25 protein-coding genes are annotated in these 23,717 nt (G+C 73.8%); 11 read left to right on the top strand and 14 right to left on the bottom strand.

Going from position 1 to position 23,717, the window contains the following annotated elements:
- Positions 1 to 47: 47 nt before the first annotated feature.
- Both DOO78_RS22840 and DOO78_RS22845 read left to right on the top strand, forming a co-directional pair.
- Positions 48 to 311: a type II toxin-antitoxin system prevent-host-death family antitoxin gene (locus DOO78_RS22840; protein ID WP_111472203.1), complete on the top strand. Its 264-nt coding sequence runs from the start codon at positions 48 to 50 to the stop codon at positions 309 to 311.
- A gap of 43 nt (positions 312 to 354) precedes the next feature.
- Positions 355 to 762: a hypothetical protein gene (locus DOO78_RS22845; protein ID WP_243634751.1), complete on the top strand. Its 408-nt coding sequence runs from the start codon at positions 355 to 357 to the stop codon at positions 760 to 762.
- A gap of 88 nt (positions 763 to 850) precedes the next feature.
- On the opposite strand, the gene DOO78_RS22850 is transcribed toward DOO78_RS22845, so the two are convergent.
- From DOO78_RS22850 to DOO78_RS22860, 3 genes are read right to left on the bottom strand one after another with little or no spacing between them, the layout of a single operon-like run.
- Positions 851 to 1,972, bottom strand: a complete 1,122-nt coding sequence (locus DOO78_RS22850) for an SAVED domain-containing protein (protein WP_111472205.1) — start codon at positions 1,970 to 1,972, stop codon at positions 851 to 853.
- Positions 1,973 to 1,984: 12 nt separating this feature from the next.
- Positions 1,985 to 2,572 carry a hypothetical protein gene (locus DOO78_RS22855; RefSeq protein WP_128080125.1) on the bottom strand — a complete coding sequence of 196 codons (588 nt, stop codon included), beginning with the start codon at positions 2,570 to 2,572 and terminating at the stop codon, positions 1,985 to 1,987.
- A gap of 17 nt (positions 2,573 to 2,589) precedes the next feature.
- A complete protein-coding gene (locus DOO78_RS22860) occupies positions 2,590 to 3,813 on the bottom strand; it encodes a cyclic GMP-AMP synthase DncV-like nucleotidyltransferase (protein ID WP_128080126.1) in 1,224 nt (407 codons plus the stop codon).
- A 214-nt stretch (positions 3,814 to 4,027) separates the two neighbouring features.
- Between DOO78_RS22860 and DOO78_RS22865 the strand changes: the two genes are divergently transcribed.
- Together DOO78_RS22865 and DOO78_RS22870 are read left to right on the top strand one after the other, a co-directional pair.
- Entirely contained in the window at positions 4,028 to 4,357 is a 330-nt protein-coding gene (locus tag DOO78_RS22865) for a helix-turn-helix domain-containing protein (protein ID WP_111472208.1), read from the top strand.
- A complete protein-coding gene (locus DOO78_RS22870; protein WP_111472209.1) occupies positions 4,354 to 4,887 on the top strand; it encodes an ImmA/IrrE family metallo-endopeptidase in 534 nt (177 codons plus the stop codon). The genes DOO78_RS22865 and DOO78_RS22870 overlap by 4 nt, the downstream gene beginning before the upstream one ends.
- A gap of 239 nt (positions 4,888 to 5,126) precedes the next feature.
- On the opposite strand, the gene DOO78_RS22875 is transcribed toward DOO78_RS22870, so the two are convergent.
- On the bottom strand, positions 5,127 to 5,894 hold the full coding sequence (locus tag DOO78_RS22875; RefSeq protein ID WP_111472210.1) for a reverse transcriptase domain-containing protein: 768 nt from the start codon (positions 5,892 to 5,894) through the stop codon (positions 5,127 to 5,129).
- Between the two features lie 862 nt (positions 5,895 to 6,756).
- Between DOO78_RS22875 and DOO78_RS22880 the strand changes: the two genes are divergently transcribed.
- On the top strand, positions 6,757 to 8,715 hold the full coding sequence (locus DOO78_RS22880; protein ID WP_165839045.1) for a ParB/RepB/Spo0J family partition protein: 1,959 nt from the start codon (positions 6,757 to 6,759) through the stop codon (positions 8,713 to 8,715).
- 204 nt (positions 8,716 to 8,919) lie between these two features.
- Here the strand turns inward: DOO78_RS22880 and DOO78_RS28485 are convergent, their stop codons facing one another.
- The 3 genes from DOO78_RS28485 to DOO78_RS22890 are packed head-to-tail and all read right to left on the bottom strand — an operon-like array spanning position 8,920 to position 9,558.
- A complete protein-coding gene (locus tag DOO78_RS28485; RefSeq protein ID WP_165839046.1) occupies positions 8,920 to 9,147 on the bottom strand; it encodes a PIN domain-containing protein in 228 nt (75 codons plus the stop codon).
- The gene (locus DOO78_RS28490) at positions 9,123 to 9,335 is read right to left on the bottom strand and encodes a PIN domain-containing protein (protein WP_165839047.1); all 213 of its coding nucleotides are present in this window, start codon (positions 9,333 to 9,335) and stop codon (positions 9,123 to 9,125) included. The genes DOO78_RS28485 and DOO78_RS28490 overlap by 25 nt, the downstream gene beginning before the upstream one ends.
- A 13-nt stretch (positions 9,336 to 9,348) precedes the next feature.
- Positions 9,349 to 9,558, bottom strand: a complete 210-nt coding sequence (locus DOO78_RS22890; protein WP_111472213.1) for a hypothetical protein — start codon at positions 9,556 to 9,558, stop codon at positions 9,349 to 9,351.
- 517 nt (positions 9,559 to 10,075) lie between these two features.
- Here DOO78_RS22890 and DOO78_RS22895 point away from each other — a divergent pair.
- From DOO78_RS22895 to DOO78_RS22910, 4 genes are all read left to right on the top strand, one after another.
- Positions 10,076 to 11,011 carry an ArdC family protein gene (locus DOO78_RS22895; protein WP_111472214.1) on the top strand — a complete coding sequence of 312 codons (936 nt, stop codon included), beginning with the start codon at positions 10,076 to 10,078 and terminating at the stop codon, positions 11,009 to 11,011.
- A gap of 143 nt (positions 11,012 to 11,154) precedes the next feature.
- The gene (locus DOO78_RS22900; protein WP_111472215.1) at positions 11,155 to 11,790 is read left to right on the top strand and encodes an AAA family ATPase; all 636 of its coding nucleotides are present in this window, start codon (positions 11,155 to 11,157) and stop codon (positions 11,788 to 11,790) included.
- A 25-nt stretch (positions 11,791 to 11,815) separates the two neighbouring features.
- The gene (locus tag DOO78_RS22905; RefSeq protein WP_111472216.1) at positions 11,816 to 12,082 is read left to right on the top strand and encodes a hypothetical protein; all 267 of its coding nucleotides are present in this window, start codon (positions 11,816 to 11,818) and stop codon (positions 12,080 to 12,082) included.
- A gap of 1 nt (position 12,083) precedes the next feature.
- Complete coding sequence (locus DOO78_RS22910; protein ID WP_226611764.1) at positions 12,084 to 13,031, top strand: replication initiator protein A; 948 nt, start codon at positions 12,084 to 12,086, stop codon at positions 13,029 to 13,031.
- Positions 13,032 to 13,620: 589 nt separating this feature from the next.
- Here DOO78_RS22910 and DOO78_RS22915 read toward each other — a convergent pair.
- Genes DOO78_RS22915 through DOO78_RS27915 form a run of 3 tightly spaced genes read right to left on the bottom strand, consistent with a single transcriptional unit; the run spans position 13,621 to position 15,351 of the window.
- A complete protein-coding gene (locus DOO78_RS22915; protein ID WP_128080127.1) occupies positions 13,621 to 14,133 on the bottom strand; it encodes a hypothetical protein in 513 nt (170 codons plus the stop codon).
- Positions 14,133 to 14,918, bottom strand: a complete 786-nt coding sequence (locus tag DOO78_RS22920; RefSeq protein ID WP_111472218.1) for a hypothetical protein — start codon at positions 14,916 to 14,918, stop codon at positions 14,133 to 14,135. The genes DOO78_RS22915 and DOO78_RS22920 overlap by 1 nt, the downstream gene beginning before the upstream one ends.
- Positions 14,911 to 15,351, bottom strand: a complete 441-nt coding sequence (locus DOO78_RS27915) for a hypothetical protein (RefSeq protein WP_207803025.1) — start codon at positions 15,349 to 15,351, stop codon at positions 14,911 to 14,913. The genes DOO78_RS22920 and DOO78_RS27915 overlap by 8 nt, the downstream gene beginning before the upstream one ends.
- 183 nt (positions 15,352 to 15,534) lie before the next feature.
- Here DOO78_RS27915 and DOO78_RS22930 point away from each other — a divergent pair, with 183 nt between their 5' ends.
- Positions 15,535 to 15,825: a hypothetical protein gene (locus DOO78_RS22930; RefSeq protein WP_111472219.1), complete on the top strand. Its 291-nt coding sequence runs from the start codon at positions 15,535 to 15,537 to the stop codon at positions 15,823 to 15,825.
- A 6-nt stretch (positions 15,826 to 15,831) separates the two neighbouring features.
- Entirely contained in the window at positions 15,832 to 19,170 is a 3,339-nt protein-coding gene (gene mobF / locus DOO78_RS22935) for a MobF family relaxase (RefSeq protein WP_111472220.1), read from the top strand.
- Here the strand turns inward: mobF and DOO78_RS22940 are convergent.
- From DOO78_RS22940 to DOO78_RS22955, 4 genes are read right to left on the bottom strand one after another with little or no spacing between them, the layout of a single operon-like run.
- Positions 19,156 to 20,949, bottom strand: coding sequence for a type IV secretory system conjugative DNA transfer family protein (locus tag DOO78_RS22940; protein WP_165839048.1), 1,794 nt, complete (start codon positions 20,947 to 20,949; stop codon positions 19,156 to 19,158). The two genes, mobF and DOO78_RS22940, sit on opposite strands and share 15 nt — an antisense overlap.
- The gene (locus DOO78_RS22945) at positions 20,946 to 21,857 is read right to left on the bottom strand and encodes an ATPase, T2SS/T4P/T4SS family (RefSeq protein ID WP_111472222.1); all 912 of its coding nucleotides are present in this window, start codon (positions 21,855 to 21,857) and stop codon (positions 20,946 to 20,948) included. Before DOO78_RS22945 ends, DOO78_RS22940 begins: the two co-directional genes overlap by 4 nt.
- Entirely contained in the window at positions 21,857 to 22,924 is a 1,068-nt protein-coding gene (locus tag DOO78_RS22950) for a TrbI/VirB10 family protein (protein WP_111472223.1), read from the bottom strand. Before DOO78_RS22950 ends, DOO78_RS22945 begins: the two co-directional genes overlap by 1 nt.
- Positions 22,921 to 23,586, bottom strand: a complete 666-nt coding sequence (locus DOO78_RS22955) for a TrbG/VirB9 family P-type conjugative transfer protein (RefSeq protein WP_165839049.1) — start codon at positions 23,584 to 23,586, stop codon at positions 22,921 to 22,923. Before DOO78_RS22955 ends, DOO78_RS22950 begins: the two co-directional genes overlap by 4 nt.
- Positions 23,587 to 23,717 lie beyond the last annotated feature (131 nt).

Raw genomic sequence — 23,717 nt, forward strand, 5'->3', positions numbered from 1 at the left:
ATGGCTAACCGAGCTATATCAGCCAAAACGGCTTTCAGGTGCTCCGCATGGAAGACCCCATCCCCGTGCCCGCGGGCGAGGTGCAGCGGCACTTCGCCCTCTGGCAGGACCGGGCGCTCACGCGCCCCGTCGCCGTCACCAGCCGCGGCCGCCCGCGCGTGGTGATGCTCTCCGTCGAGGAGTACGAGCGCCTCCGCCGACGCGACCGCCGGGCACTCCGCGTCGAGGACCTCCCCGACGAGCTGGTGGACGCGATCGCGGCGAGCGAGCCGCCGGAGGAGGCGCGCCGCTTCGACGGCGAGGTTGGCTGAGCCGGCGCGGCGCCGCGGACCGCCGCCGCCGCGGCCGGGCGAGGTGATCCGCTACGCCTACCTCTGGACGCACGAGGCCGACGCTGGCGCGGAGGAGGGCCGCAAGGACCGGCCCTGCGCAGTGGTGCTGGCGCTCGCCCGCGCCGCAGGCGTCGTGGAAGTGGTGGTTGCGCCGATCACCTCCAGCGCGCCGGCACGCGACACCGATGGTGTCGAGCTGCCGGCCGAGACGCGGCGGCGCCTCGGGCTGCAGGACGCGCCGTGCTGGGTGGTGCTGACGGAGGTGAACCGCTTCGCGTGGCCAGGTCCCGACCTCCGCCCCGTCGAGACCGCCGACGGCCCGGCGTGGAGCCATGGCCTGCTGCCGGCGCGGATCTTCGAGCGCGTCCGCGACGCGGTCGTGGCCCGCGCGAGGGCGCGCAGGCTGCGCGCGGTGCCGCGATCGGAGTAGCACCGCCACAGCGAGGGAGCGCGCCGGCGCGATCTACGCGGCGCCGGTGCGGAAACTGCGGCGGGCCAGCGCAGCTCGGCTGCTATGGTCACGGTGCCGCTGTCACCTCGCATGGAAGGGTGGGGCAGTAGGCCGGCTCGGGCGCCCCATGGCAGGGCATCATGATGCTCCATGGGAAGACGATCGGGTCGGAACGCTCGTGCTGATAGACCTGCACCGTCGGCATGTTGCGGATGTCAATGCACCTGCCCAAACGAAACACCACGCTGTTCGGCGCGGCGAGGAAGAGGTGAACAGTGCGTACCCCGCGGTTCGCCAGCTGGCTCAAGGTGCGGACGAAGGTCTCCGCCATGGCGCACTGCTTGTCCTCCGACCAGTGATTCCCGACGAACACCTTGCCCATCCGCAGCGCGAGCATGGGCCGGGAGGGATCCAGGCGGCGGGCGGCTTCCACGTCCACCTCGTAGGAGACGGAGATTGCGATGCTGACCTCGTCTGTGCCGTCGGATACGGAGGACAAGTCGGGCTCGGAGAGGCGATCGCCATCGTCCACCCCGTCCAGCGTGCGCCACCCCTCGGCCGTCCGGTCCCAGTCCATCACGACCACGCGGCTCTCGTCGTCGAAGAACGTGCCGGCCAGGAACGTCAGCGGGACGGGCGACACGCCTCCGTACACCACGGTCACATCGGCAGGCTGGGCATCGCCCAGGCCCTGGCGCAGCACGGCCCGCGCGTCCCGGACGTGCATGAACGCCGCCGCCTGCTCGGCGAGCACGCCGTCGCGGAAGTAGGGCGTGACGTCGATCACCTTCTCAACGATTTGCCCGACGAGGGCGCGGGGCAGGGCTTCCCGCAGCGCCGTGCTGAACCTGCGCTGCAAGCCCCTCTGCTCGACCACGAGGACGCGCTTCCGCTCGCGAGCCTCCCGCTCTTCGCGCCTGTCCTGGAGAAGGAGCCAAGTGCCCAGGCCGACGAGCGCCGCTCCCACGGCAAGGCCGACAGCCGACAGGGCGAACGAGGCCCCGCCGCCGAATTCGAACTCGGTGTCCCCCGACCTGAACCGCACGGCGAGCCCGCCGAGCGCCGCCACGAGGATCGACACACCGAGCCCGATGAGCGCCAGACTGGCCGAACGCTTCCGGAACCGCCACTCGATGAACGCCGCGACGGCCCTCCGCAGCAGCTGGTTCCACTCCGTGATGCTCGACATCCAGAACTCCCGCTATCTCCAGTCCAGCAGCAGGGACGGCACGCGCCTACCTGCCGACGCGCGGAGGAGAGGCTCACTCGCCTCCGTTCCAGCCTCACGCGCCACGCGGCGCACCTGCGCCGGCGTCGGCACCGCCGGCGCGCGGCTCTCCATGGCCGCGCCCGGCGCGGGGCCCTTCGCTGGCTCGGGGTGGCGCTCGGGACCGGTCCACTGACCCGTGACGCGCCAGAGCTCGTAGAAGGCGAGCCACTGCGCGGCCCAGGGCACATAACTCTCCGCCAACAGCATGTCCGACCTCCACTCCCCCGCGTCGGGATCGAAGAGGCACAGGTCAGGGTGCGGGTGCGCCCCATACAGGTGCGGCGGCCACCCGTCGCACTCGGCGAGAAGGTCCGGCGCGAGCACCTGCGCGCGCGGCAGCATGCCCCGCCACGTCAGGTCGCAGCCCCCGAGGGTGGGCATGTCAACGTGCGTGATCCGCACCTGATAGGGCCGGTCGAAGCCCCGGAGCGGCCCTACCCAGATGCAGCCCCACCGCCCCACGGCGGTCAGGCGCATGAGCGGATAGGCCGCCTGCATGGCGGCGATCTGCTGGTCCAAGGTCGCCGCCGTGGCCCTCACCGGCGCGGGGCCCCGTAGAATTTGTGCGCCGGAGCCTGCTGCACGTTACCAGGGGACGGCCGTGGCGTGGCGCCCGTCGCGATCACAGGGGCCGCGAGGATGCTGCCCGTGCCGGCCCGCTGTAGCAGCCCGCCGCTGCTCGCCCGCTCGTGCAGCCGCTTGCGGAACTCCTCCATGGCGAGACGCGTGGCCCGCTCGCCGAACATGTCGCTGAGAAGCCTGTCCCGCGCGGGCAGGTCCAGGTCGGGCGCACCCAGGGCTGAGAGCTTGGCGCGGAAGTCGTCGAGATCGACGATGAACTGGTCCTGGTCCGCCGGGGAAGCAGGCCAACGGTCGGTCAGCACCTCGTCGCGCGGGCAGGCTGGGTTGGCGCGGTGGATGAGGGCCCTCATCACGCGCGCCTTCTCGAACTCGCCCCTGGCGTAGGCGATGAGATCCACAAGCACCGCGTGGAGGGACGATTGGGTCCGGCCTGCGCGGAGGAGCGCTCCGGACCGCTCGCCGACGAGGCAGGCGAGGAGGACGGAGGGCGGGCAGCGACCCGGCCGCCGGTCGTACTTCTTATTCCGCCACCGCTTGATGAGCTGGAGCGCGATCAGGGGAGGGCTGCGCTCGAAGAGCTTCGGCTGCTCGTCCACAGGCACCGCGTCGGCGCGCTTAGCGAGGACCGAGAGGCTCACGAGGCTGCCCGGCGCGTCGGGAAGCTGGTCCTTGAACCACTCCGCGAAGCCCCAAGGGTTGGCCACGATGCGCCGGTCCTCGGCGCGCGGCCGCTCCAGCTTGCTATGGAAGATATTGCTCACGCGCTCCACGCGGCCTGGGATCAGGACGGACGGCGTGACGTCCAAGTGCATACCCGCGTACTGCACGGTGACGCAGCGCGTGTGGCGCGCCACCTTGCCGTGGTACCGCGACCCCTCCTCGCCGTTCAGCGTCAGGAAGTGCAGGTCGAGGATGTCGCGCGGGTGCCACGCGGCAAACTCCGGGACGAGCTCAGACATGATGTCGATGTCGAACTCGTCATTCTCCAGGCTGGACGAGATGGTGCAGCCCATCGCCATGGACCCCTGCGGGTACATCAGGGCAACCTTGCCGCGCAGGGGGCTGCCCTCGCGGTCAAGCCAGTCGTTGATGGCCCGGTACCGCTCGACGGCCTGGTCGTACTCCGTCGGCGTGAGCTGGATCTTCCGGGCCACGTCCAGGAGCAGGACGTCCGTCACGCTCGGCTGCCCCCCGATCCCCATGTAAGTCAAGCCCGACTCCTTTCATCGATTCGGCTCCGGTAGAGAACCATACACGCGAAAGTCTTTCAACAACAGTTGGGCTGTTTGTTTAAGAAACGCATACGAAGGTTGTCCTGCGTTGCTGTTTCCCTGGTTGACGCCAAATGCGGATACGGACAGTGTTCCCTCAGGCGGACGGGAGAATCGAGCCATGGCGATCAGACGAACGGGGAGGGCAGGGGCGCTCTACGCGGCCGTGGGCCGGGAGCTGAAGGAACGCAGGGAAAGCCAGCGCATGGGGCAGGAGGAGTTGGCCGCACGCGTGGCCCTCTCGCGGTCCTCCATCGCCAATGCCGAGGCCGGGCGCCAAGCCATCCCCCTGCACCACCTCGTCGAACTTGCCGAGGCCCTCGGCACGACCGCGTCCGCAGTGCTTGAAGCGGCAGAGCGCCGGAACGCGCAGATGGCGTCCCTGCCCAAGGGCGACCTCCCCCGGTCGGTGGTGGCCTTCCTGGCCGCGAACGCGAGGATGGGACGGTGACCCCGCGCCGCCCACGGTACACCTACATCGAGAAGCTGGCTGACCGCCTCCTCGACGAGGCCGGGGTGACGAAGGCACCTGTGCCGGTCGAGCGCCTCGCGCGGCTCAAGGGCTGCCGGGTCGTCAAATCGAATCTCAAAGAGGTTTCGGGAATCCTGTTCCGCTCGGACGAGGGCGCCATCATCGGGGTCAACGACGGGCACGCCCCGACCCGGCAGAGATTCACCATTGCCCACGAGCTGGGTCACCTCCTCCTGCACGCGGGCCAAGAGGTCCACTACGATAAAGACTATCGCGTCAGTTTGCGGACCGAGGAGTCGTCCACCGGGACGAACCTGGAGGAGGTGGAGGCGAACTTCTTCGCCGCATCCCTGCTGATGCCGGATCGGCTTCTCCGGTCCGACCCGCGCGCCTCCCAAATGGATATTGAGAACGAGGAGATCATCCTGGCGCTGTCGCGGGCCTACGGGGTCAGCGCCCAGGCCATGACGCACCGGCTGTTGAGGATGGCACGCCGCAGCGGGTTATGAGTAGGCGTGGTAGGCGCGTTCGCGCAGCCTAGGCCAGAGGTAACGGAATGCGCGGCCGCGTAGCATAGCGGGACGGAGCGGGAACGCGGCGGCGCGTTCCGTTATCTCTGGCCCACCCTGGAGCGCGCCGAGGAATAGGCCCGGCACCTGGCGCTGAAGCATCCCGGCCACAAGATTTTCGTGCTCGCGCCTTGCAGCGCGACCGTGAAGACGGACGTGCAGGTCCGGCGCTTCGACACTCAGATCGCGCCGTAGATCGTCTTCAGCTCCTCCGCCTGGTCCGGGTTGATGCCCTCGACGTAATGCACGATCGCCGCTTCCCGCAGCCCCGTCTTGGTCCGCTCCACCGCCGCGAACTGATCCATCCGCGCGTCGGTGACCCTCGCCTCCCCGGTGGTCAGCCGCAGGTTAAATGCCTCGACCACGGTGCCGAGCTGACGCTTGTGCGGATGCAGCTCGAAGCCGGCTTCCTCTGCCGCCGCGTCGAGGGTGACGACATGCCGTGCCAGCGCCTCCTCGCCGTCGGCCGACATCAAGACATCGTCCATGTAGACCGCCAAGCGGATCTCGCCCGCCGCGGCGCTGAGCGCCTTGCCGAGCGCAGATTGGTCCAGGGCGATCGAGGCCAGGACGGGCGACTGCACGAAGCCGAACGGCAGGCTGAACCCCGTCGCGCCTGGCTTGCGCACGGTGCTGACCTGCGCGGTCTCCCAGGCCGACTTCTGTGAAAAGCCCACCTTGCGGAGCGCGCGGTGGATCTTCGGCCGGGTGACGCTATCGAAGAACGATCTAATGTCGAGGCGCGCGAACTCGGGGTTCGAGAGGTGAACCAAGCTCGCCGCGACGTGCCCGCCCTTCTGGAAATGGAAAAAATAGTCGGGCGGCGACCAATGCTTGAGTACGGCCTTGATGATCCGTCTGCCGTCCTCCTGGCCCTTTTTGGTCGGGACGAAGATCAGCAAGCCTCGGTCGGTCGTGAACTTATGGGTGAATGCGTCGTAGTTCATAGTTAGTGGCCCCGCCCATCAGCTTCATCACGGCATCAACCAGCTTTACCAGCCAGTATGACACCTTGATCCACATCAGAGCGAGGCCAAGCCTGCGTTCAGTTTTCATGAACAGGGGACCCTACTTGCCCCAGCGGCCATGCCATGGCTGCGTAGCCACTAACCAAGTCGTAACGACCTTCCTAGAGTGATCCTCCGGGTCGGCCGTGACGGTCCATGCCTCCTCATGGGTGAGCCATGAAGACGCGCGAGAGTCCCCCCGTAATGCTGGGGTGGTAGCGACATAGCACGGTCATTGACCGGATTGGAATGAAAAACTGGAAAGTCCCCGAGAGTCGATCGCCTTACAGGGGATCGCCGGGCGCCCACGATATCACAACGCCCCGCCGCCTCAGTCGGCCTCTCCGACCGCCACCGGGCGCTTCCTGACCGGAGGCTCGGAATGGTGGAGCGTCATGCCGGCGCCGTCGACCTCGAAGTGTGCCTCCGGATACGCGGAAAGCTGCCGGCGCTTGGTCGCCTGCCTGCGCAACAGAACAATTGCGAACCAGCAGCGAAGCGCTTCCTAAGCGATATAAAGGCGCAATCAATCGCACATCTCTGCACCGTGGGCCTATGCTGATTTCCCGTTGATCGTCGCCTCCGGCGCCGCCGGCGCGGGGCACCACGGGGCGCCGCCCCGAGGTTCCCCCGGCACGCGGCCTACGGCGCGGCAGGACCCCTCGCTCGCATGGCCCGCGGGGCCACGCTCCCCCCGGGGCCCGGCCGCGCCCGCCCGCATGCCACCCCTCCTTCCCCGGTCTCGCCGACGGGCAGGGAAGCAGCGGGGCTGCTTCCCGCTGCCACGAAGGAGGATCACCACATGACCGACACCATCGTCCGCGCCACGGCCGAGATCGTGCTCGGCAGGCTCGACCCCTCCCCCGCCAACGTGCGCCGCACCGGCGCCGGGCAGGGCGTCGAGGCCCTCGCCGCCTCCATCGCCGCCCACGGGCTGCTGCAATCCCTCGTCGTGCGCCCGAAGGGCGGGGGCCGCTACGAGGTGGTCGCCGGCGGGCGGCGGCTCGCGGCGCTCCGGCTGCTGGCGAAGGCGAAGCGGCTGCCGAAGGGCGCCGCCGTGCCCTGCCATGTGCTCGACGGCGACGCCGGGGAGGATGCGGCAGAGGCGAGCCTTGCGGAGAACGTGGTTCGGCAGGACATGCACCCGGCCGACCAGTTCGAGGCCTTCGCCGCGCTGCACCGGGGCGGCGAGGGCCTGGGCGTGGAGGAGATCGCCGCCCGCTTCGGCGTCTCCGCCCACACCGTGCGCCAGCGGCTCCGCCTCGCCGCCGTCTCGCCCGCCATCGTCGCGGCCTACCGCGAGGGCGCCCTCACCCTGGACCACGTCACCGCCTTCGCCGTGACCGACGACCGGGAGGCGCAGGAGCGCGTCTTCGCGGGCCTCGCGGATTGGCAGCGCACGCCGGCGACCATCCGCCGGCTGCTGACCGACGCGCTGCTGCCCACCACGGACCGGCGCGTGGCGCTCGTCGGGCTGGACGCCTACGAGGCGGCCGGCGGGCGCGTGCAGCGCGACCTGTTCTCGGAGGACGGCGGCGGCTGGATCGCCGACCCCGCCCTCCTCGAGGAGCTCGTCGGCCGGCGGATGGAGGCCGAGGCCGAGGCGGTGCGCGCGGAGGGCTGGCGGTGGGTGGCGGTCGGGGCGGAGGCGTCGGACGCCCTCTGGCGCTGCCGCCGCATCTGGCCGGCCAGGGCGCCGCTGACCGAGGCGGAGGAGGCCCGCCGCGACGCGCTCTCGGCCCGCTACGACGAGCTCGCGGAGGGGCACGGCGGCACCGACGACGACCTGCCGGAGGCGGTCGCCGCCGAGCTCGATGCCATCGAGGCGGAGGTCGACGCCCTCGAGGTCCGGGAGGCGGCGTGGCGGCCGGAGGACCTCGCCCTCGCGGGCGCGCTCGTCACCCTCGCCGGCGACGGCCGGCTGGCCGTGACGCGCGGCCTCGTGCGGCCGGAGGACGAGCCGAAGCCGGCGGCCCCGCATGGCGCCGGGCGGGACGAGGAGGACGGCGACGCCCTGGACTCTCCCGGCACGGAGGGGGCCGAGGCCCCGGCCGCCGAGGAGGACGCGGAGGACAAGGCCCCTGCCCTCTCCGCCGCGCTCGTCGCCGAGCTCCGGGCGCACCGCACCCTCGGGCTCCAGGCCGAGCTCGCGGGCCGGCCGGACCTGGCGCTGCGGGTGCTGCTGCATGCCCTGGCGGGCGACGCCTTCTACGGCCGCTACGGCGACGCGGTGGCGAGCTTCCCGGCCTACCCGCCGGCCTTCGCCGGCGTGGCCGGCCTCGCCGACAGCCCGGCCCGGCGGCGCGTGGAGGAGGCCGAGGCCGCGCAGCGCGCGCGCCTGCCCGCCGACCGGCGCGGCCTCTGGGCATGGCTGGCCGGGCAGGACGAGGCGGCGCTGCTGCGGCTGCTGGCCGTCCTCGTGGCCCGCGTGGCGGACGCCGGCGCCGGGGACTGGACGGCGCCCGGGGACACCGTGGCGGCCAGGGTCGCCGCGGCGGCGGGGCTGGACATGCGGCGGTGGTGGTCGGCGACGCCGGCGAGCTACCTCGCCCGGGTGCCGAAGGCCGCGATCCTCGCCGCGGTGCGCGAGGGCGCCGGCGAGGACGCCGCGCGCCGCCTCGCCGGCATGAAGAAGGAGCCGATGGCGGAGGCGGCGGCCGCCGCCCTGGACGGCCGGGGCTGGCTGCCCGCCGCGCTGCGCGTGCCCGGCGCGGTGGCCGCGAACGACGCCGCCGCGCCCCCTGCCCTCGCCGCCGAGTAGGGGCACGACCGGGCCGCCCCGACCGGGCGGCCCTCCCTTCCCCGCACCCATGCGCGCGGGCCGGCACCGCCGGCCCGCGCGGCTCCGCTTCCCCGGCGGCGCGACCCCGCCGCCACCGGCCGCTGTCGTCCCGCATACGCTTGTATATCGTCCCGAATGCCAACCGATTCTGCTACGCCAGCGAAGCGGCTGCGCGGTGCATCCTCAGCACTCCACCGCTTCGAGGTAGTCGGGCGCCGACACGGCCAGCGCCAGCATGCGGCCGTCCCGCGTGACGACGGGCAGCCGGCGCACCCGCGCCGTCGCGATGATGAAGCAGTCGCCGGGGTCGCCGCTGCCGTAGACGGCGGGCACCGCGGAGGCCTCCGCCGCCACCGCGACGCTCACCGTCGCGAGCCGGGCCCCGGTCAGCGCCAGGGCTGCCGGAACCACCGCGCCGCCGGCATGCCGAGTTCCGGCCGGTCGCGCCGCTTCAGCTCCGCCACCCCGAGCTCCCAGGCCGAGACCGCGGAGACGTAGAGCCGCCCCTCGTCCTGCGCCGCACGCACCGCGGCGATCGCCGCCTCCGTCCGGAACTCGCCCCGCACCAGCCAGAGCAGCGCGTGGGTGTCGAGCAGCACCAGGCGCCGGCGTCTAGCGCGGCTTCCCTGGGCGCTTCGGCGCTGCCTTCCGGAGCGCCGCGGCCTGTTCGTAGATCGGCTTCGTCAGGTCGATGCGCGGGTCGAGTTCCAGCGGCACGTCCCGCATCGCGCCGTAGCCGCGCGGCAGGCCCGCGCGTGCCGGCGCCGCCGCGCGCGGGCGCGCGGCCCTCGTCTTCCCCGTGGCGTGCGGCTTCGTGGGCATCGAGACCTCCGGCCACTGACATGATGGGCGGCGCGCGGCGTTTCAACGCGGCGCCGGCCCGGACGCCTGCACTTGTATATCGGTCCGCATGCGTCACGCCAGCCCCCAGGCGTCCGGTGCCCACCGGGTGCGCGGCGTCGGGAGGCCGGCACCAGGGCAGCCGCAGCGCTGTGCAATGGCAGCGCATTGCGGGCGATCCGATAGCGCTCCGCTTTACACAATCAATCGTTACGCTGTGCCCCTGCCCCGCGGCTCGCGGGCGGCTGCGCGGTGCCTTCCCCGTTGATCGTCGCCTCCGGCGCCGCCGGCGCGGGGCACCACGGGGCGCCGCCCCGAGGTTCCCCTCGGCACGCGGCCTACCGCGCGGCAGGACCCCTCGCTCGCATGGCCCAGGGGCCACGCTCCCTCCGGGGTCCGGCCGCGTCCGCCCGCATGCCACCCCTCCTTCCCCGGTCTCGCCGACGGGCAGGGAAGCAGCGGGGCTGCTTCCCGCTGCGCAGGAAGAAGGAAGCGGAACATGGCGGATCGGACGGCGCGCGGGGCCGGCGGCGAGGACGCGGAGGCGCGGGGCGACATCTACGCGCGCGTCACGGAGCGCATCGCGGCGGCGGTCGAGGCGAGCACGGACGACTGGCGCATGCCGTGGCACGGTGGGGCGGACGGGCGCGCCTCGGCCCTGCCGGCGAACGCCGCGACCGGGCGGCCCTACCGGGGCGTGAACGTGCTGGTGCTCTGGGCGGCGGCGCAGGCCGAGGGCTACGCGGGCGGCGCTTGGGCGACCTACCGGCAGTGGCGCGAGCTCGGCGCGCAAGTGCGCCAGGGCGAGCGCGCCTGCCCCGTCGTGTTCTGGAAGGCGCTGGACGGCCGCGGCGACGAGGACGAGGCCGGTGACGAGGCGGAGGGGCGCGGCCGGCCCCGTCTCCTCGCGCGCGGCTACAGCGTGTTCAACGCCTCCCAGGTGGACGGCTACGACGCCCCTGCCCTCCCCGCGCTGCCCGAGGCCGAGCGGATCGCCCACGCGGACGCCTTCTTCGCCGGGCTCGGCATGGCGGTCCGGCACGGCGGCGCCCGCGCCTGCTACGCGCCGGCGGCCGACGAGGTCCGGATGCCGCCCTTCCAGGCCTTCCGGGACGCCGTCGCCTACTACGCCACGCTCGCCCACGAGGCGACGCACTGGACCGGGCACGCCTCCCGTCTCGCCCGCGACCTGCGGGGCCGCTTCGGCGAGGAGGCCTATGCGGTGGAGGAGCTGGTGGCGGAGCTCGGCGCGGCCTTCCTCTGCGCCGACCTGCGCCTCGTCCCCGAGCCCCGGCCGGACCACGCCGCCTACGTGGCGTCCTGGCTGAAGGTGCTGCGGTCGGACAAGCGGGCGATCTTCGTGGCGGCCGCCAAGGCCCAGGCGGCGGCCGACTGGATGCATGCGCGCCGGGCATCGGCGGACGCCGCGGCGTAGCGGCGGGGCAGGGCAGAGGGGGCGCTGCCCCCTGCCCGGTCTGAAAACTCGCGCCGGCCGTCCCGGCCGGCGCTTTGCGATGTATATCGCCCCGATGGCGAATCGCCCCTATAGTGCGTGCGGGGCGGCATCGGAGCGGGATCATGATACTCGTGGTCGGGAACACCAAGGGCGGGGTCGGGAAGACTACCCTCGCGGTCAACCTGGCGATCGCGCGCGCCCTCGACGGCCGGGACGTGCTGCTGGTGGACGGCGACGAGCAGGCCACCGCCATCGGCTTCACCGAACTGCGCACTGAGCAGCTCGGCCAGCCCGGCTACACCGCCGTCTCGCTGCACGGCGCGGCCATCCGCACCCAGACCCGCCAGCTCGCCCCGAAGTACGCCGACGTGGTGATCGACGTCGGCGGGCGGGACACCGGCAGCCTGCGCGCCGCCCTCACCGTCGCCGACACGGTGCTGATCCCGGTGCAGCCGCGGAGCTTCGACCTCTGGGCGATCGACAACATCGCCGCCCTCGTGCGCGAGGCCCGGGAGATCAACGACCGGCTCCGCGCCGTCGTCGTGCTCAACGCCGCCGACGCGCAGGGGGCGGACAACGACGCCGCGGCCGAGGCGCTCGGCGAGGCGGACGGGCTCGAATACCTCCCGACGCCGATCGGCCGGCGCAAGGCTTTCCCGAACGCCGCCGCCGCCGGCCGCTCGGTCCTCGAGCTGACGCCCCGCGACCCAAAAGCCGCGCAGGAGCTTGCGGCGATGGTCAAGGCAGTGTTTGTATAGCACAGCGAGATCGGAGCGACATCGTATGGCCATCGCACGTAGGCCGAACGGCAATCGCACCACCAGCCCGCCGGCGGCGCAGGAGCGCGCCGCCGAGGCGTTCATTCAGGGCGCCGCGAAGTCCGCCGTGGCCGAGCCGGAGGCGGGCGGCGGGCGCAAGACGCCCATCATGCTCCGCTTCGACGCCGCGCTGCTGCGCCGCGTCGACAGCGCCGCCCGGCGCCGGGGCATCAGCCGCAGCGCCTGGATCGCCTTCAAGGTGAGCGAGGCGCTCGACGCCGAGGAGGCATAGGGTGGCGACGCCGGGGAAGGCTCCCGCGAAGGCCGCCCGCGCCCCGCGCGGCGAGGGCCAGTTCGACCTTTTCGCGGCGCTGCCCGGCGACCTGCCGACCCACGACCAGATGGAGATGATGGAGCGGCCCTTCTTCAGCCTCTCCAAGGGCAAGCGCACCGAGCCGATCGACTACCGCGTCCGCAACGGCACCACGGAGGTCCGCGTCCGGGTCACGGCCAACTCCGAGACGGGCATGGCCACCATCTGGGACGCCGACATCCTCATCTGGGCGGCGAGCCAGATCCGGGAGGCCATGACCCGCGGCGTGCCGACTTCGCGGCGCTTCCGCGTCAGCCTCTACGAGCTGCTCCGCGCCATCGGCCGGCCGACCGGCGGGGCCGAGTACGGCCGCATCGTCGAGGCGCTGCGGCGCCTCAAGGGCACGGTCATCGAGACGACGATCCGCCAGAAGGGCACCAGGCCCCAGGGCTTCGGCTGGATCGAGGAGTGGTCCGCCCCGACCGACGAGGAGGGGCGGTCGCTCGGCATCGAGTTCACCATCGCCGACTGGCTCTACCAGGGCGTGCTCGAGGACAAGCTCGTGCTGTCCATCGACCGCGAGTACTTCGCGCTCACCGGCGGCATCGAGCGGTGGCTCTACCGCGTCGTGCGCAAGCACGGCGGCCACCAGGGCGGCGGCTGGGGCTTCACCATGGCGCAGCTCCACCACAAGTCGGGCTCGACGCGCCGGCTCGCCGACTTCGCGAAGGACGTGCGCAAGGTCGTCGAGCGGCAGCGCCTCCCGGGCTATTGGCTGGAGCTCTACCGCACCGAGGGCGGTGAGGAGGCCCTGCGCTTCTCGGCCCGCGCGATGCTGCCGACCAACCACCCCGGCTACGCGCCGAAGCGCCTACCGCGGCTGCGCGTGGCGGCGCGGCGAGAGCCCGGGGCGGCGGTGCCGGAGTGACGGCGGCGTCGGTGCAGGGCGCGATAGCCCGATAATCCGGGCAGGCGGCGACGCTCCCGCCGCCAGGGGGCACCCGCCAGGGCGTGATAGCCCGATAAAGCGGCCCCCGGACGTCCGCTGCTGTTGCTCGCCGCGCTTGAAAGCACTCCGGTATCGGGCGATCACGCCCTGACGCCCGGGTTCAGGCCGCGTCGTAGGCCGATCCCGGCCCGCCGGACGGCGACGGACACTTGTGCATCGGGCGATCACGCCCCGGAACGGGGTGCGGGCGGGTCCGGGCCGGTTGTGGACAGCGGCCGCCGCCCCTGTGAATCCTGTCGGGCGATCACGCCCCCACGACCACGGGCTATCGCGCCCGCCGAACCCGGGCTTTCACGCCCCGAGTCTCGTCGGAAAATCGAGCCGAAACAGCAGCGTCGAGAGTCCGTAATATCCTTAACCCTACTTACGTAGACTCTCCTTAAGGAAAACCGCCTGTGGATAAGCCGCACCGCTCCTCCACGGCGCGAGAAGAAGAGGCTCATGAAGGGGAGCCGGCTGAGAACGCAACTCCGAACGGCAGGGGAAGATAGGCGGGAGAGGGACACGGCTACCGGCTTCCAGGACCCACCCAGACGGGCGGCAGGGTGCAGGCACGACGGCCGCCGTGGTCGTAGGCGGTGCGCTCGCAGTGGCGGCGGAGGGCCGCGGCGTCGTTCAGCTCGGCCACTGCGGCGAAGAAGGAGGCGCCGCCCGGCGCGGCCGCCCGCGCCCCACCGTCCCACCGGCCCAGGGCGTAGCCCCCGCCGAGCAGCAGCAGGCCGGCGGCGGCAAGGAGGGCGGAGGTCCGCAGGTCCACCCGCCGGGCCAGGGAGGCCACCTCCCGCTCGGCACCAGCCGCCGCGGCCTCGGCGGCACGCCGCACCAGGTCGCGCTCGCCTTCCAGCGTCAGGCCCCGCACGCCCCCGGCCGCCTCCCGCGCTGCGGTGGCCGCTTCGAAGGTCGCCAGCAGGGCGGCACGCAGGGGGCTGTCGGCACGCATCCCGGCGCGCTCGCACCAGCCCCGCACGTCCTCCGGCGTCGGTGCTCCCGCCGGGACAGGGGAGGGGGCCGCGCCCGTCATCACGGCAGCCAGGCCGCGGCGCCGGCCTTGGCGCGCTTGCCCTCCAGGTCGGCGAGCCAGTCCTCCACCATGAACTGCTCCACCGGGTCGAGCGGGGCCTCGCCGTCGCCGGCCGCCGCCGCGTAGAGGCCCAGGCCCCGCCGGCGCACCAGGTCCATGCAGGCGAGGCGGGTCATGAGGACGGGCGCCGCGCCCTCGCGCACCATCCGCTCGAAGCCCGGGTCGGCCAGGGTGCGCTCGAAGGCGCCGGCGACCGTGCGGCCCTCGCGGATCACCCCCTCGTTCAGCACGAGCAGCGTCCGCTTCGGCCGGAAGTAGCCGGCCTCCCAGATCGACAGCACGTGCCGCAGGTCCTCGTCCTCCGGGCCGAGGAAGTAGAGCGCCAGCGGCTCGATCCCCCGCCGGGCGCAGAACTCCACCAGCCGGAGGTCGCGCCCGTACTCCTGTAGCACCCGGTCGCCACCGCCGAGGTCGAGCACCGCCGACCGACGCTCCTTCACCATCCGGTTCAGCACGCCCGTCAGCCAGGCCTTCACGTCGGGCAGCTCCTCGGTCGGCGGCTGCATCGCCTCCGGGAAGATGCCGGCGAGCGTGCGGCTCCGCGGGTCGCCGTCGGCGACGATCACCTCGCGCCCCCCATTGCGCGCCCGCCAGACGAGCTCGGCGAGGCCGGTGGACTTGCCCCCGAAGCCGCGCCCGAGCCCGACCGCCAGCACCACCTCGCCCGCCGCGGCGGGGGCGGCCTCCGCCCCGAGGGTCGCCGCCTGTCCGTTGCCCCTAGCCATGCCGCTTCCTTCCGCTGCGCTCGTCGATTTCGGCCCGCAGCCGCGCGAGGGCGTCCGCGCCGTCGGAGGCAGGGGACGTCGGCGCCGCAGTCGGGGCGGGTGGGGGAGGGGCCCGCGTCGCCGTCGGCGGGGGCGCCGGCACGGCCGCGGGCGGATGGGGAGGTTTCGCGCGCCGCGCCCGGGCGGCGGCCACGTCGCGCCGCACGCTCCACCAGGTCCGCCGCACGGTGGGGGCGGTGAGCGGCCGGCCGTCGGCGCCCGTCAGGCCGAGCCCGGCGAAGCCCTCGGCGAGGGCGCGCCAGTTCGGGCGGTTTTCCTCGACCAACTCGGCGAAGGCGTCGTGGCGGGCCCGGAGCCAGCGGTAGAGGGGCGAGCGCCCGGATCCCCCGCGGGCGACCTTGGCGATCCTGCGCAGCTCGGCGTCGGGCTTCATGGGGAGGAGTCTGCCCGAGGCGGCGTCCGCTGGCGTGAAGGCAAGCGTGTGCCGCGCGTGAAGTTTACCCGCTACGGTTGTGAAGAACGTGGTCGCCGCCCGTGAAAGGCAACAAGCTGCACAGACCAAGGCATTGGCCAATGCGGTCCGTGCCTGCGGCACGTGAGCGGAACGGGAGGCCCCATGGCAGCCACGGCGCGCGACGACGACCGGCTGACCCGGATCGAGGAGCGGCAGGACGCGCTCATCCGCGGCGTGGCCCAGATGAACGAGACGCTCGCGGCGCACACGGCGATGCTGGAGCGGATCCTGCTGGCCGCGGCCGAGGAGCCCCCGGCCGGCGGCGACCTGGCCGAGGCGCTGCGCGACATGGCGAACGCCCTCTCGGCCCAGGAGGCGGTCATGGCGCGGCTGGAGGCCCGCCTCGCGGCGCTGCCCGGCAAGATCGCCGAGGCCCTCGTGCCCGGGGCCTGACGGGCCATGCTGACCTACTCCACGATCGCCGCGGGCGAGCCGGCCTCTGCGACGGCGATGACGGACCACCTGCTGACGCGGACCCTGCCCCGCGAGGTCGCCGACCTCGCCCGCTACTACACGGGGGGCAGGGACGCCGCCGCCTCGGCCGAGGACCGGACGGTAGCCGAGCTGGCCGGGGAGATGGACAAGGGCAATCTCTCGTATAGCGAAGCGATATCGGAATTGATGCTCCGGCACGCCGACCGTGGGGCCGACCCCGACGATGAAGAGGCGCGCCTCGGCGAGCGGCTGGCACAGACCTTGGAGCGGCGCGACTTCGAGGCGGCCTACGGCCCGCCCGTGGCGGAGCCGCGGCGCGACATGCACCCGCTCGTCGCGCGCGGCCTCGGGCTCGACCCGGACCGGGGCGTGACGCGCGACGAGATCAATGCGCTGCTGGCCGGGCGCCGGGCCGACGGCGCGCGGATCGAGGGCAAGCGCTACGCCGTCGCCCGCCAGGTCACCGACCGGCGCACGGGCGAGGTGAAGGACCTTACCCCGATCGGCTCCGTCGATTTTTGCCTCACCCCCGACAAGTCCGTCTCGGTGGCCTGGGCCTTCGCCCGGCCGGCCGAGCAGGCCTCGATCTACGCCGCGCACCGCGACGCCGCGGCCGAGGCGATGGCCGCCATCGAGGGCCGCATCGGGCAGGCCCGGAAGGGCGACGGCGGGCGCGACGGCGCCGACCCTGGCCACGTCGCCTGGATCGCCTTCGACCACTACACCTCCCGCCCCACCCTCTGGACCGCGCGCCAGGAGGACGGGCGGACCGTCACCGAGAGCGTCTCCGTGCAGGTCCCCGGCGACCCGGACCTGCACACCCACTTCACCGTGCCGAACGCGGTGTTCTGCGAAAACGGCCGGGTCGGCTCGCTCGACCTCGACCGGCTCGACGGGCTGATCAAGGAGGCCGGCGCGCTCTACCAGGCGCACCTCGCCGCGAACCTCCGCCGGCTCGGCGCGGAGGTGGTGCTCGACGACCGCACCGGCATGGCCCGGCTCGCCGCGATCCCGGACCACGTGCGGGACCACTTCTCGAAGCGCACCCTCGGCGGCGAGGAGGCGGCGCGGGCCTACGCCCGGACGCTCGGCCTCGACTGGGACGCCTTGCCGCCCGAGCGCCGCTCCGGCCTGCTGAAGGCCGGCGTGCAGGGCACGCCGGCCGGGATCGACGCGGAGGCACGGGAGAAGCTCCGGAAGGACGACGTGGCCGACTTCGCCGACTGGCGCCGCCAGGCGCGCGAGCTCGGCTGGCGGTACGAGGGCATCGAGGGGCCGCGGCGGGCCGGGCCAGGGCCGACGCGGGAGGAGCGGATCGCCCGGGCCTACGAGGCGGCGCTGCCCTGGCTGGAGAAGGAGCTGGACCGCCGCGCGGTGGTGAGCGGCGCCGACGCGCGGACCGCCGCGCTGCGCGGCCTCATCGCCGCCGGCATCGAGGAGACGGCCGACGTCGGACGTGTGACCGCGCTCTTCCGGAGCGAGGGCGTGCGCCAGTACGGCGAGGCGACGGCGCTCGTCTGGGGCCGGGCCGGGGAGCGGGGCGAGGTCGGCATCACCACGGCGCTGCACGCCGCCGACGAGGCGGAGTTCATGCGGCTGGCCCGCGCCGCCGCCGCGGACCGCACGGGCGCGCTCCGGGCTGGCGAGATCGCCGCCGCGGCCGGGCGCATCGGCCTCGCCTTCGAGGGCGAGCACGGCGAGGCGCAGCGGCGCGCCATGCACCGCCTCGGCGAGGGCGGCCGGCTCGGCGTCGTGGTGGGTGCCGCCGGCAGCGGCAAGACCACGCTGCTCCAGCCCCTCGTGGCGGCCTGGACGGGGCAGGGGAGGGCGGTGCACGGCGTGGCGCTCGCCTGGCGGCAGGCCGACGACCTGGCCGACGCCGGGATCGCCAAGGAGAACGTTCGCGCGCTCAGCGTCTTCCTGGAGGGCGCGAAGGCGGGCGCCTTCGTACTCGACCGACGCTCCGTCGTGGTGGTGGACGAGCTCGGCCTGCTCGGCACCCGGCAGGGCCTCGAGCTGCTGCGCCTCCAGGAGGCCCGCAGCTTTCGCCTCGCCATGCTCGGCGACGACCGGCAGTGCCAGGCGATCGAGGCGGGGCCGATCGTGGACCTCGTCCGCCGCGCGCTCGGCTCGGACCAGGTGCCGGAGATCCTCACCACGGTCCGCCAGCGGGCGGAGCGGGAGCGCGAGATCGCCGGCCACTGGCGCGAGGGCCGCGCGGCCGAGGCCCTCGCCATGAAGCGCGAGGACGGCACCGCCGAGCTGGTGCCCGGCGGCACCCGCGAGGCGGTGGAGCGCGTCGCGGCCCTCGTCGGCGAGCGGCTGCGGGCGAACGCCGGCGACCCGTCCTACACCCTCACCGTCTCCGCGCCGACCAACATGGACGCGCACCGGCTGGGCGTCGCCATCCGGGAGGTGCGGCGGGGGCTGGGGCAGGTCGGGGAGGATCAGGTCCGGGTGCGCGCGGCCGACCGCGACGGGAACGCCTACGAGATGGCGCTCGCGCCCGGCGACCGGGTGCGTCTCTTCGCCAGCACGCGCGCGGAGGGAGAGGGTGGCAGCATCGGGCGCAACGGCTCGGTGCTCACCGTGCTCTCGGCCGACGCGAAGGGCATGCGCGTGCGCAACGCCTCGGGCCGGGAGGGACGGGTGGCCTGGTCCACCCTCGCCGACCGCACCACGGGCCGGGTGCGACTGGCCTACGGCGAGGTCATGACCACCCACACCGCGCAGGGATCCACGGCGACCGAGCACGTGCACGCCCTGCCGGCCGGAACGAAGGCGGTGACGGGCTTCGCGGCCTATGCCTCGGGCACGCGGCACCGCCGGGTCTCCTGGCTGCTGATCTCGGCTGGCGCAGAGCACGCCGAGGTGGTGCGGCGCCGGCCGCTGAACGACGTCCGGCCCGTGACGGAGACGGACGCCTGGGCGAACGCTGCGCGCAACCTCGGGCGGCAGCCGCGGCAGGAGGGCGCGCTGGAGTTCCTCGCCCGGGCCGGCGAGGTCCGGCGCGGGGCCACGCGGGCGCTCCGCCACGGGGTGCGGCCGGCGGAAAGGCGGGAGGAGAGGGGCCTCGCTCCGACCGTTCTGGAGAGGCGGCTAGCAGATAGCCGCGAGCGCCTAGCGGCTGCCCCGGTCGTCGCGCGCCTCGCCGAGGCGGTGCGCGCCCGCGGGGCGCTCGCCGATCGGCTCTCGCGCCTCGGCGCCGAGCTGGCGGGGGCGGTGCGGGAGCGGCTGGCGCGCCTGCGCGGGCCGGTGGCCGAGCGGGGACGCGAGGGCCCTTCCATGTCACTGCACCGCTGAGCCGCCGGTGGCCGCGGGAACGGCCGCCGGGCCGGCCTCTCCCGGCAGCGCCGCGTCGCGCTCCACCCGCACGGCGAGCGTCGGGACGGCCGGGGGCTCGGCGGCCAGCTTCCGGAACCACGGGTCCCGGTACCAGACGAGGCGGTCGAGCATGAGCAGCGCGAGCCGGCGGCGCAGCACGAGCAGCTTGTCCGCCGGCAAGCGTTGCACCTCCTGCGCCAGCATCAGCGCGCGCCGCCTCACCGTCTCGCTCTCGCTCTGGCGCGACGGGCTGAGCCAGCCGAAGAAGCGCGGCCGGCTCTGCGTCGTCTCCACGACCGTGTCGCTGCCGCCGCGCTGGCTCACCTCCTCCGCTTGGCGCTGGTCGAGGCCGCCGAGCGCGACCTCGGCGCCCATGTTGGCGTAGATGTTGCGCGAACCGTCCTCGCCGAAGGCGAGCCGGGTCTGGTCCTTCGACTGCACGACGATCGCCATCCGCAGGCCCGAGGAGCGGATGAAGGCTGTGGCGTCGGCCAGCACCCGGTGCTCGCCGAGCGCCCAGAACTCGTCGAGCAGGGCGAGGACGCGGTGCCGGTGCTCCCGCTTCTCCCCGAACTCCTCGCGCGCCATGGCGTCGATCAGCTGCTGGAAGAAGATTGCGTAGATCGGCCGCATGCGGCGCAGGTCGGAGGGCTGGGCGCAGAGATAGACCGACATCCGGCGCGACCGCAGCTCCCGCACGTCGAAGTCGCTCGCCGCCGTGGCGGCGGCGATGCGCGGCACCTCCCAGAGCGAGAGGGCGGTCAGGATCGTCTGGCGCACGCCGCGCGCCTCCTCGCTGCCCTTCTCGAGGCCGTCGGCCCAGCCGAGCGCCGTCTCGACGGCGGCGCGCGGGTAGGGGCGCCCCTCCCTTCTGGCATCCGCCACCAGGGTACGGAGGTGGGTCACGCAATCCCCACGGCGGGCGAGGCCGGCCACTGCGGCGACCGTCAGCGGCGCGCCGGGCGTCTCGGACTGGATCACGGCGAGGGCGGTGGCGACGCGGCGGCCGGCGTTGTCCCAATAAGGATTGTTGGCGCGCGTCTCCGGCACGAGGGCGAACATCGCCTTCTGGAGGTCGTCGGTGGCGTCCGGCGTGCCCCGGCGCACCAGGCCGAGGGGGTTCCAGCGGTGCGTGCGACCCTCCGGGTCGCCGAAGTCGAGCACGAACACCGCGTCGCCCTTCCGCGCCCGCTCGGCGGCTGTCCACCGCACCAGGTCGCGCTTCACCGAGAAGGCGACGAGCGCGCCGCCCCAGTTCATCGCGTTCGGCACGACGAAGGAGACGCCCTTGCCCTCCTCGGTCGGGGCGTAGACCGCGACGTGCTGCTGCCCGGGTAGGCAGGCGTAGCGCGCGAAGGGCCCCCGGCCCCACTTGCCGAGGATGATGCCGTCGGGGACCGGCCGCGAGGCGAAGACGATGCCGCTCCCCTCCGCCTCGCTCCGGGTGGCGAAGTGGGATTCGCCGTGCAGGGGCCGCCCGCCGCGGCGCCGCACCGCGACGGCAGCGGTCCCCGCCAGCAGCAGCGGCGCGAGGCCGAGGAAGCCCGACAGGCCAACCGTGACAGCCGCCCACCAGTTCGCCCCCGCCTGCGGCGCGTAGAGCGTCCAGGCGGTCGCCTTCGTCCAGAGGCCCGCGGCGGCGAAGTAGGGATGCGCGCCGAGGCCGGTGATCGAGAGGTAGGTGGCCGAGGCGACCGGCACCGCGGCGAGCGCCGCCGCGCCGAGGACACCGGCCAGCAGCGCCCCCCGCCGCGTCACGGCCGCACCTCCATCACCGCCGTCAGGCGGTACGGATCGCGCGCGCAGTGCGCGACGAGGTCCACGTGCTGGCGCAGCAGGCCGTGCACCGTCGCCGCCTCCAGCGCGCGGCCTTCCGGGCTCTGGCGCACCATCAGCGCCGCCGCCTCGATCGCGGCCTCGGGGTCGGCGCCGTGGATCGTGGTGACCGAGGGGTGCCCGACGACGCGGGCGCGCAGGAAGGCCCAGGCCTCGCCGCCGCGCAGCTCCTGGAAGGGCAGCCAGTCCGGCCGCAGCCGCATCGCGTCCTGGAGGCAGTCGGTGGCGGTGCGCCGCTCGCCGTCGAAGTACAGCGGCGACCAGTTCTCGTGCGGCAGGTCCATCCACTCCGGCGTGTCCTCGATCGTCACGAGGCGCCGGTCGGCGGGCACGGCGCGGATGAGGGCCTCGGCGAAGGTGGTCTTGGAACTGCCGATGGCGCCGGCGACGAGGATCGTCCGCCCCGCCTCGACCGCCGCCCGCCACCAGGCCGCGCCGCGGCCGGGCACGGCGGCGAAGTAGCCGCGCTCTTCCAGCCACTCGAGGGTCGGCGTGAAGTCCTTCGCCCGGCGCCGGATGGCCAGCGTGATCGTGCCCGGTGGCGCGGCCGGCGGCCGCGCGCCCATGATGCGCTCCCCGCCGGGCAGGACGGAGGAGGCCGAGGGGCGATCGGGGCCGACGCGCTTCGAGGTGCGCGAGGCGGCGAGGGTGAGGATCGCATCGAGCCGCGCGAAGGTCAGTTCCGGCGCGTCGTGCCAGGTCCAGCCGTCCTCGCCCTCCACTCCGAAGCGGCCGGGGCGGTTCACCACGATCTCCCGCGTGCCGGGCCGCGCCAGCGCCGCCGCGAAGGGCTCCAGCAGCCGCAGCAGCGTCGCCTCGCCGGCCAGCATCAGCGGAGCCTCAACCGGTAGGCGTCGGAGAAGTCGACGGGCTGCGTGAGGAGGATCGCGATCTCCTCCCCCTGGTTCTTCGTGACCGTGTTCGGGATGTTGATGCTGTCGCGCAGCACCGAGGCGACGGCGCCCTGCACGCCCCCGGTCTGGAGGTTGAGGTAGGTGTTGTTGTCGCCGCGCGCGAGCGCGGCCTGCACCGCGCCCTGCGCCGCGCTGATGGCGCTGCCGGAGAGCATGAGGAAGACGGCGCCGCCGAAGCGCTCCCAGAAGTGGCGGTCCACGGCGCCGTCCATGCCGACGCGGCCGAGCGCGTCGCCGACGGGCGCGCCGAGGGGCACGGGCACACCTTGCGGCGTCCAGCCCGTCGCGGCGAGGGAGAGGATCCGGCTCTGGCCGACGGCGACGTGGCTCTCGTAGCTGCCCTGGATGCGGGTGCCGGCCTCCATCAGCCGCACGCCCGCCGGCGAGAGCCAGTCCTGCGTGACGTGGCAGAAGAACGGCCCCGGCCGCTCGCTGCTGACCGCGGTGTCCAGCGTGCAGCGGTAGACGCCGGGCATGAGCACGAGCGTGGTGTCGAGCGGCGCACCCGCACGGGCGCCCGCGATCGCCGTGCCGCGGAAGGCCACGGACGTCCCGCGCCGTGCCGGATCCGCATCCGTGCCGCCCGCCGCCGGCCGGGGGCCGCCGCCCTCGGCGCCGGATCGGTCGTCGGACCGGGGAGGGGGCGTGACGGCGTAGGACATCATGCGCGGCGCCCGGGGCCCGGTCGCCGCCTGCGCCTGCGCCGGCGCCGCCGCCAACTGGGGCGGCGGGGGCGGGGGAGGGAGCGCAAAGGCGACCGGCTCGGCCGGCGGCGTCGCCGGTGGCGGCTGGGGGGCGTCGAAGGTGACGCGCCGGCCGATCCCGCCCGCCGGCTGGGGCGGCTCCGGCGGCTCGTTCCCCGGGTGGCGCCAGAAGACGAAGGCGATGAGCGCGCCGGCCCCGAGGATCGACACCGCGTAGGTCTGCTTCTGGGTGAGCAGCCGCCGGCCGGTGGTGTCGGGGGCGCCGCGGTCCTCGGTCATCGGCGCGCCTGCCCCGCCAGCTCGCGCACCACGTCGGGGTGCATCGTGCCGGTCCCCGGGTTGCGGCCGACCGGGTCGTAGGCGCGGTTGTAGACCGCCAGCACCGCGCCGCCGGGCAGCCGCAAGCGGAGCTCGCGGTGGACGCCCGGGACGATCCACCAGATCCCCCGCAGTCCCGGCTCGTTGGCGGGGCGGGCGAACGCCTGGACGGATTGCTCGGCACCGGAGGCGTCCACCGCGAAGACGCTCGGCACCTGGCGGTTGCCGAGGTAGCGGAAGGCGGTGCGCTGCCCGTCGTCGCAGGTCTCGTCCGGCACCAGGTCGGCCGAGCCGCGGCCCTCGAAGGTCCAGTTGCGGCAGGCGAAGTCCACGGCCAGGCGGTCGCGCGCGACCTCCGCCTCCCGACGGGCGCGGGAGGCGGTCGCCCGCTCCGCCGCCTGGCGGCGGGCCTCGGCCGCCTCCGCCTCGCGCCGCGCCCGCTCGTCCGCGGGGTAGGTGAAGGCGAGGCCGTAGGTGGCCGCCGGGTCGTCGGGGCACTCGGCCCGGCCGTCGGGGCCGCAGGTGCGCGGCAGCGGCCGGACTTCGGCGGCGAACTGGTAGACGCGGTCCGGCGCGCCGTGCCGGGCGGTGACGACCTGCAGCGTCGTCCGCCCAGGCGCCACGGCCCAGAGCGGCAGGACGTTGTTCAGCGGCTGTTGATTGCCACTGAGATCTGACCTGGTTTGGGGTGAAGTTGCCACTGAGAGTTGACCCATGTTCGGACGCTAGCCTCGGCTTTCTGGGCGGAGGCGGC

This window comes from Roseicella frigidaeris, from assembly GCF_003258945.1.
Classification (GTDB): domain Bacteria; phylum Pseudomonadota; class Alphaproteobacteria; order Acetobacterales; family Acetobacteraceae; genus Paracraurococcus; species Paracraurococcus frigidaeris.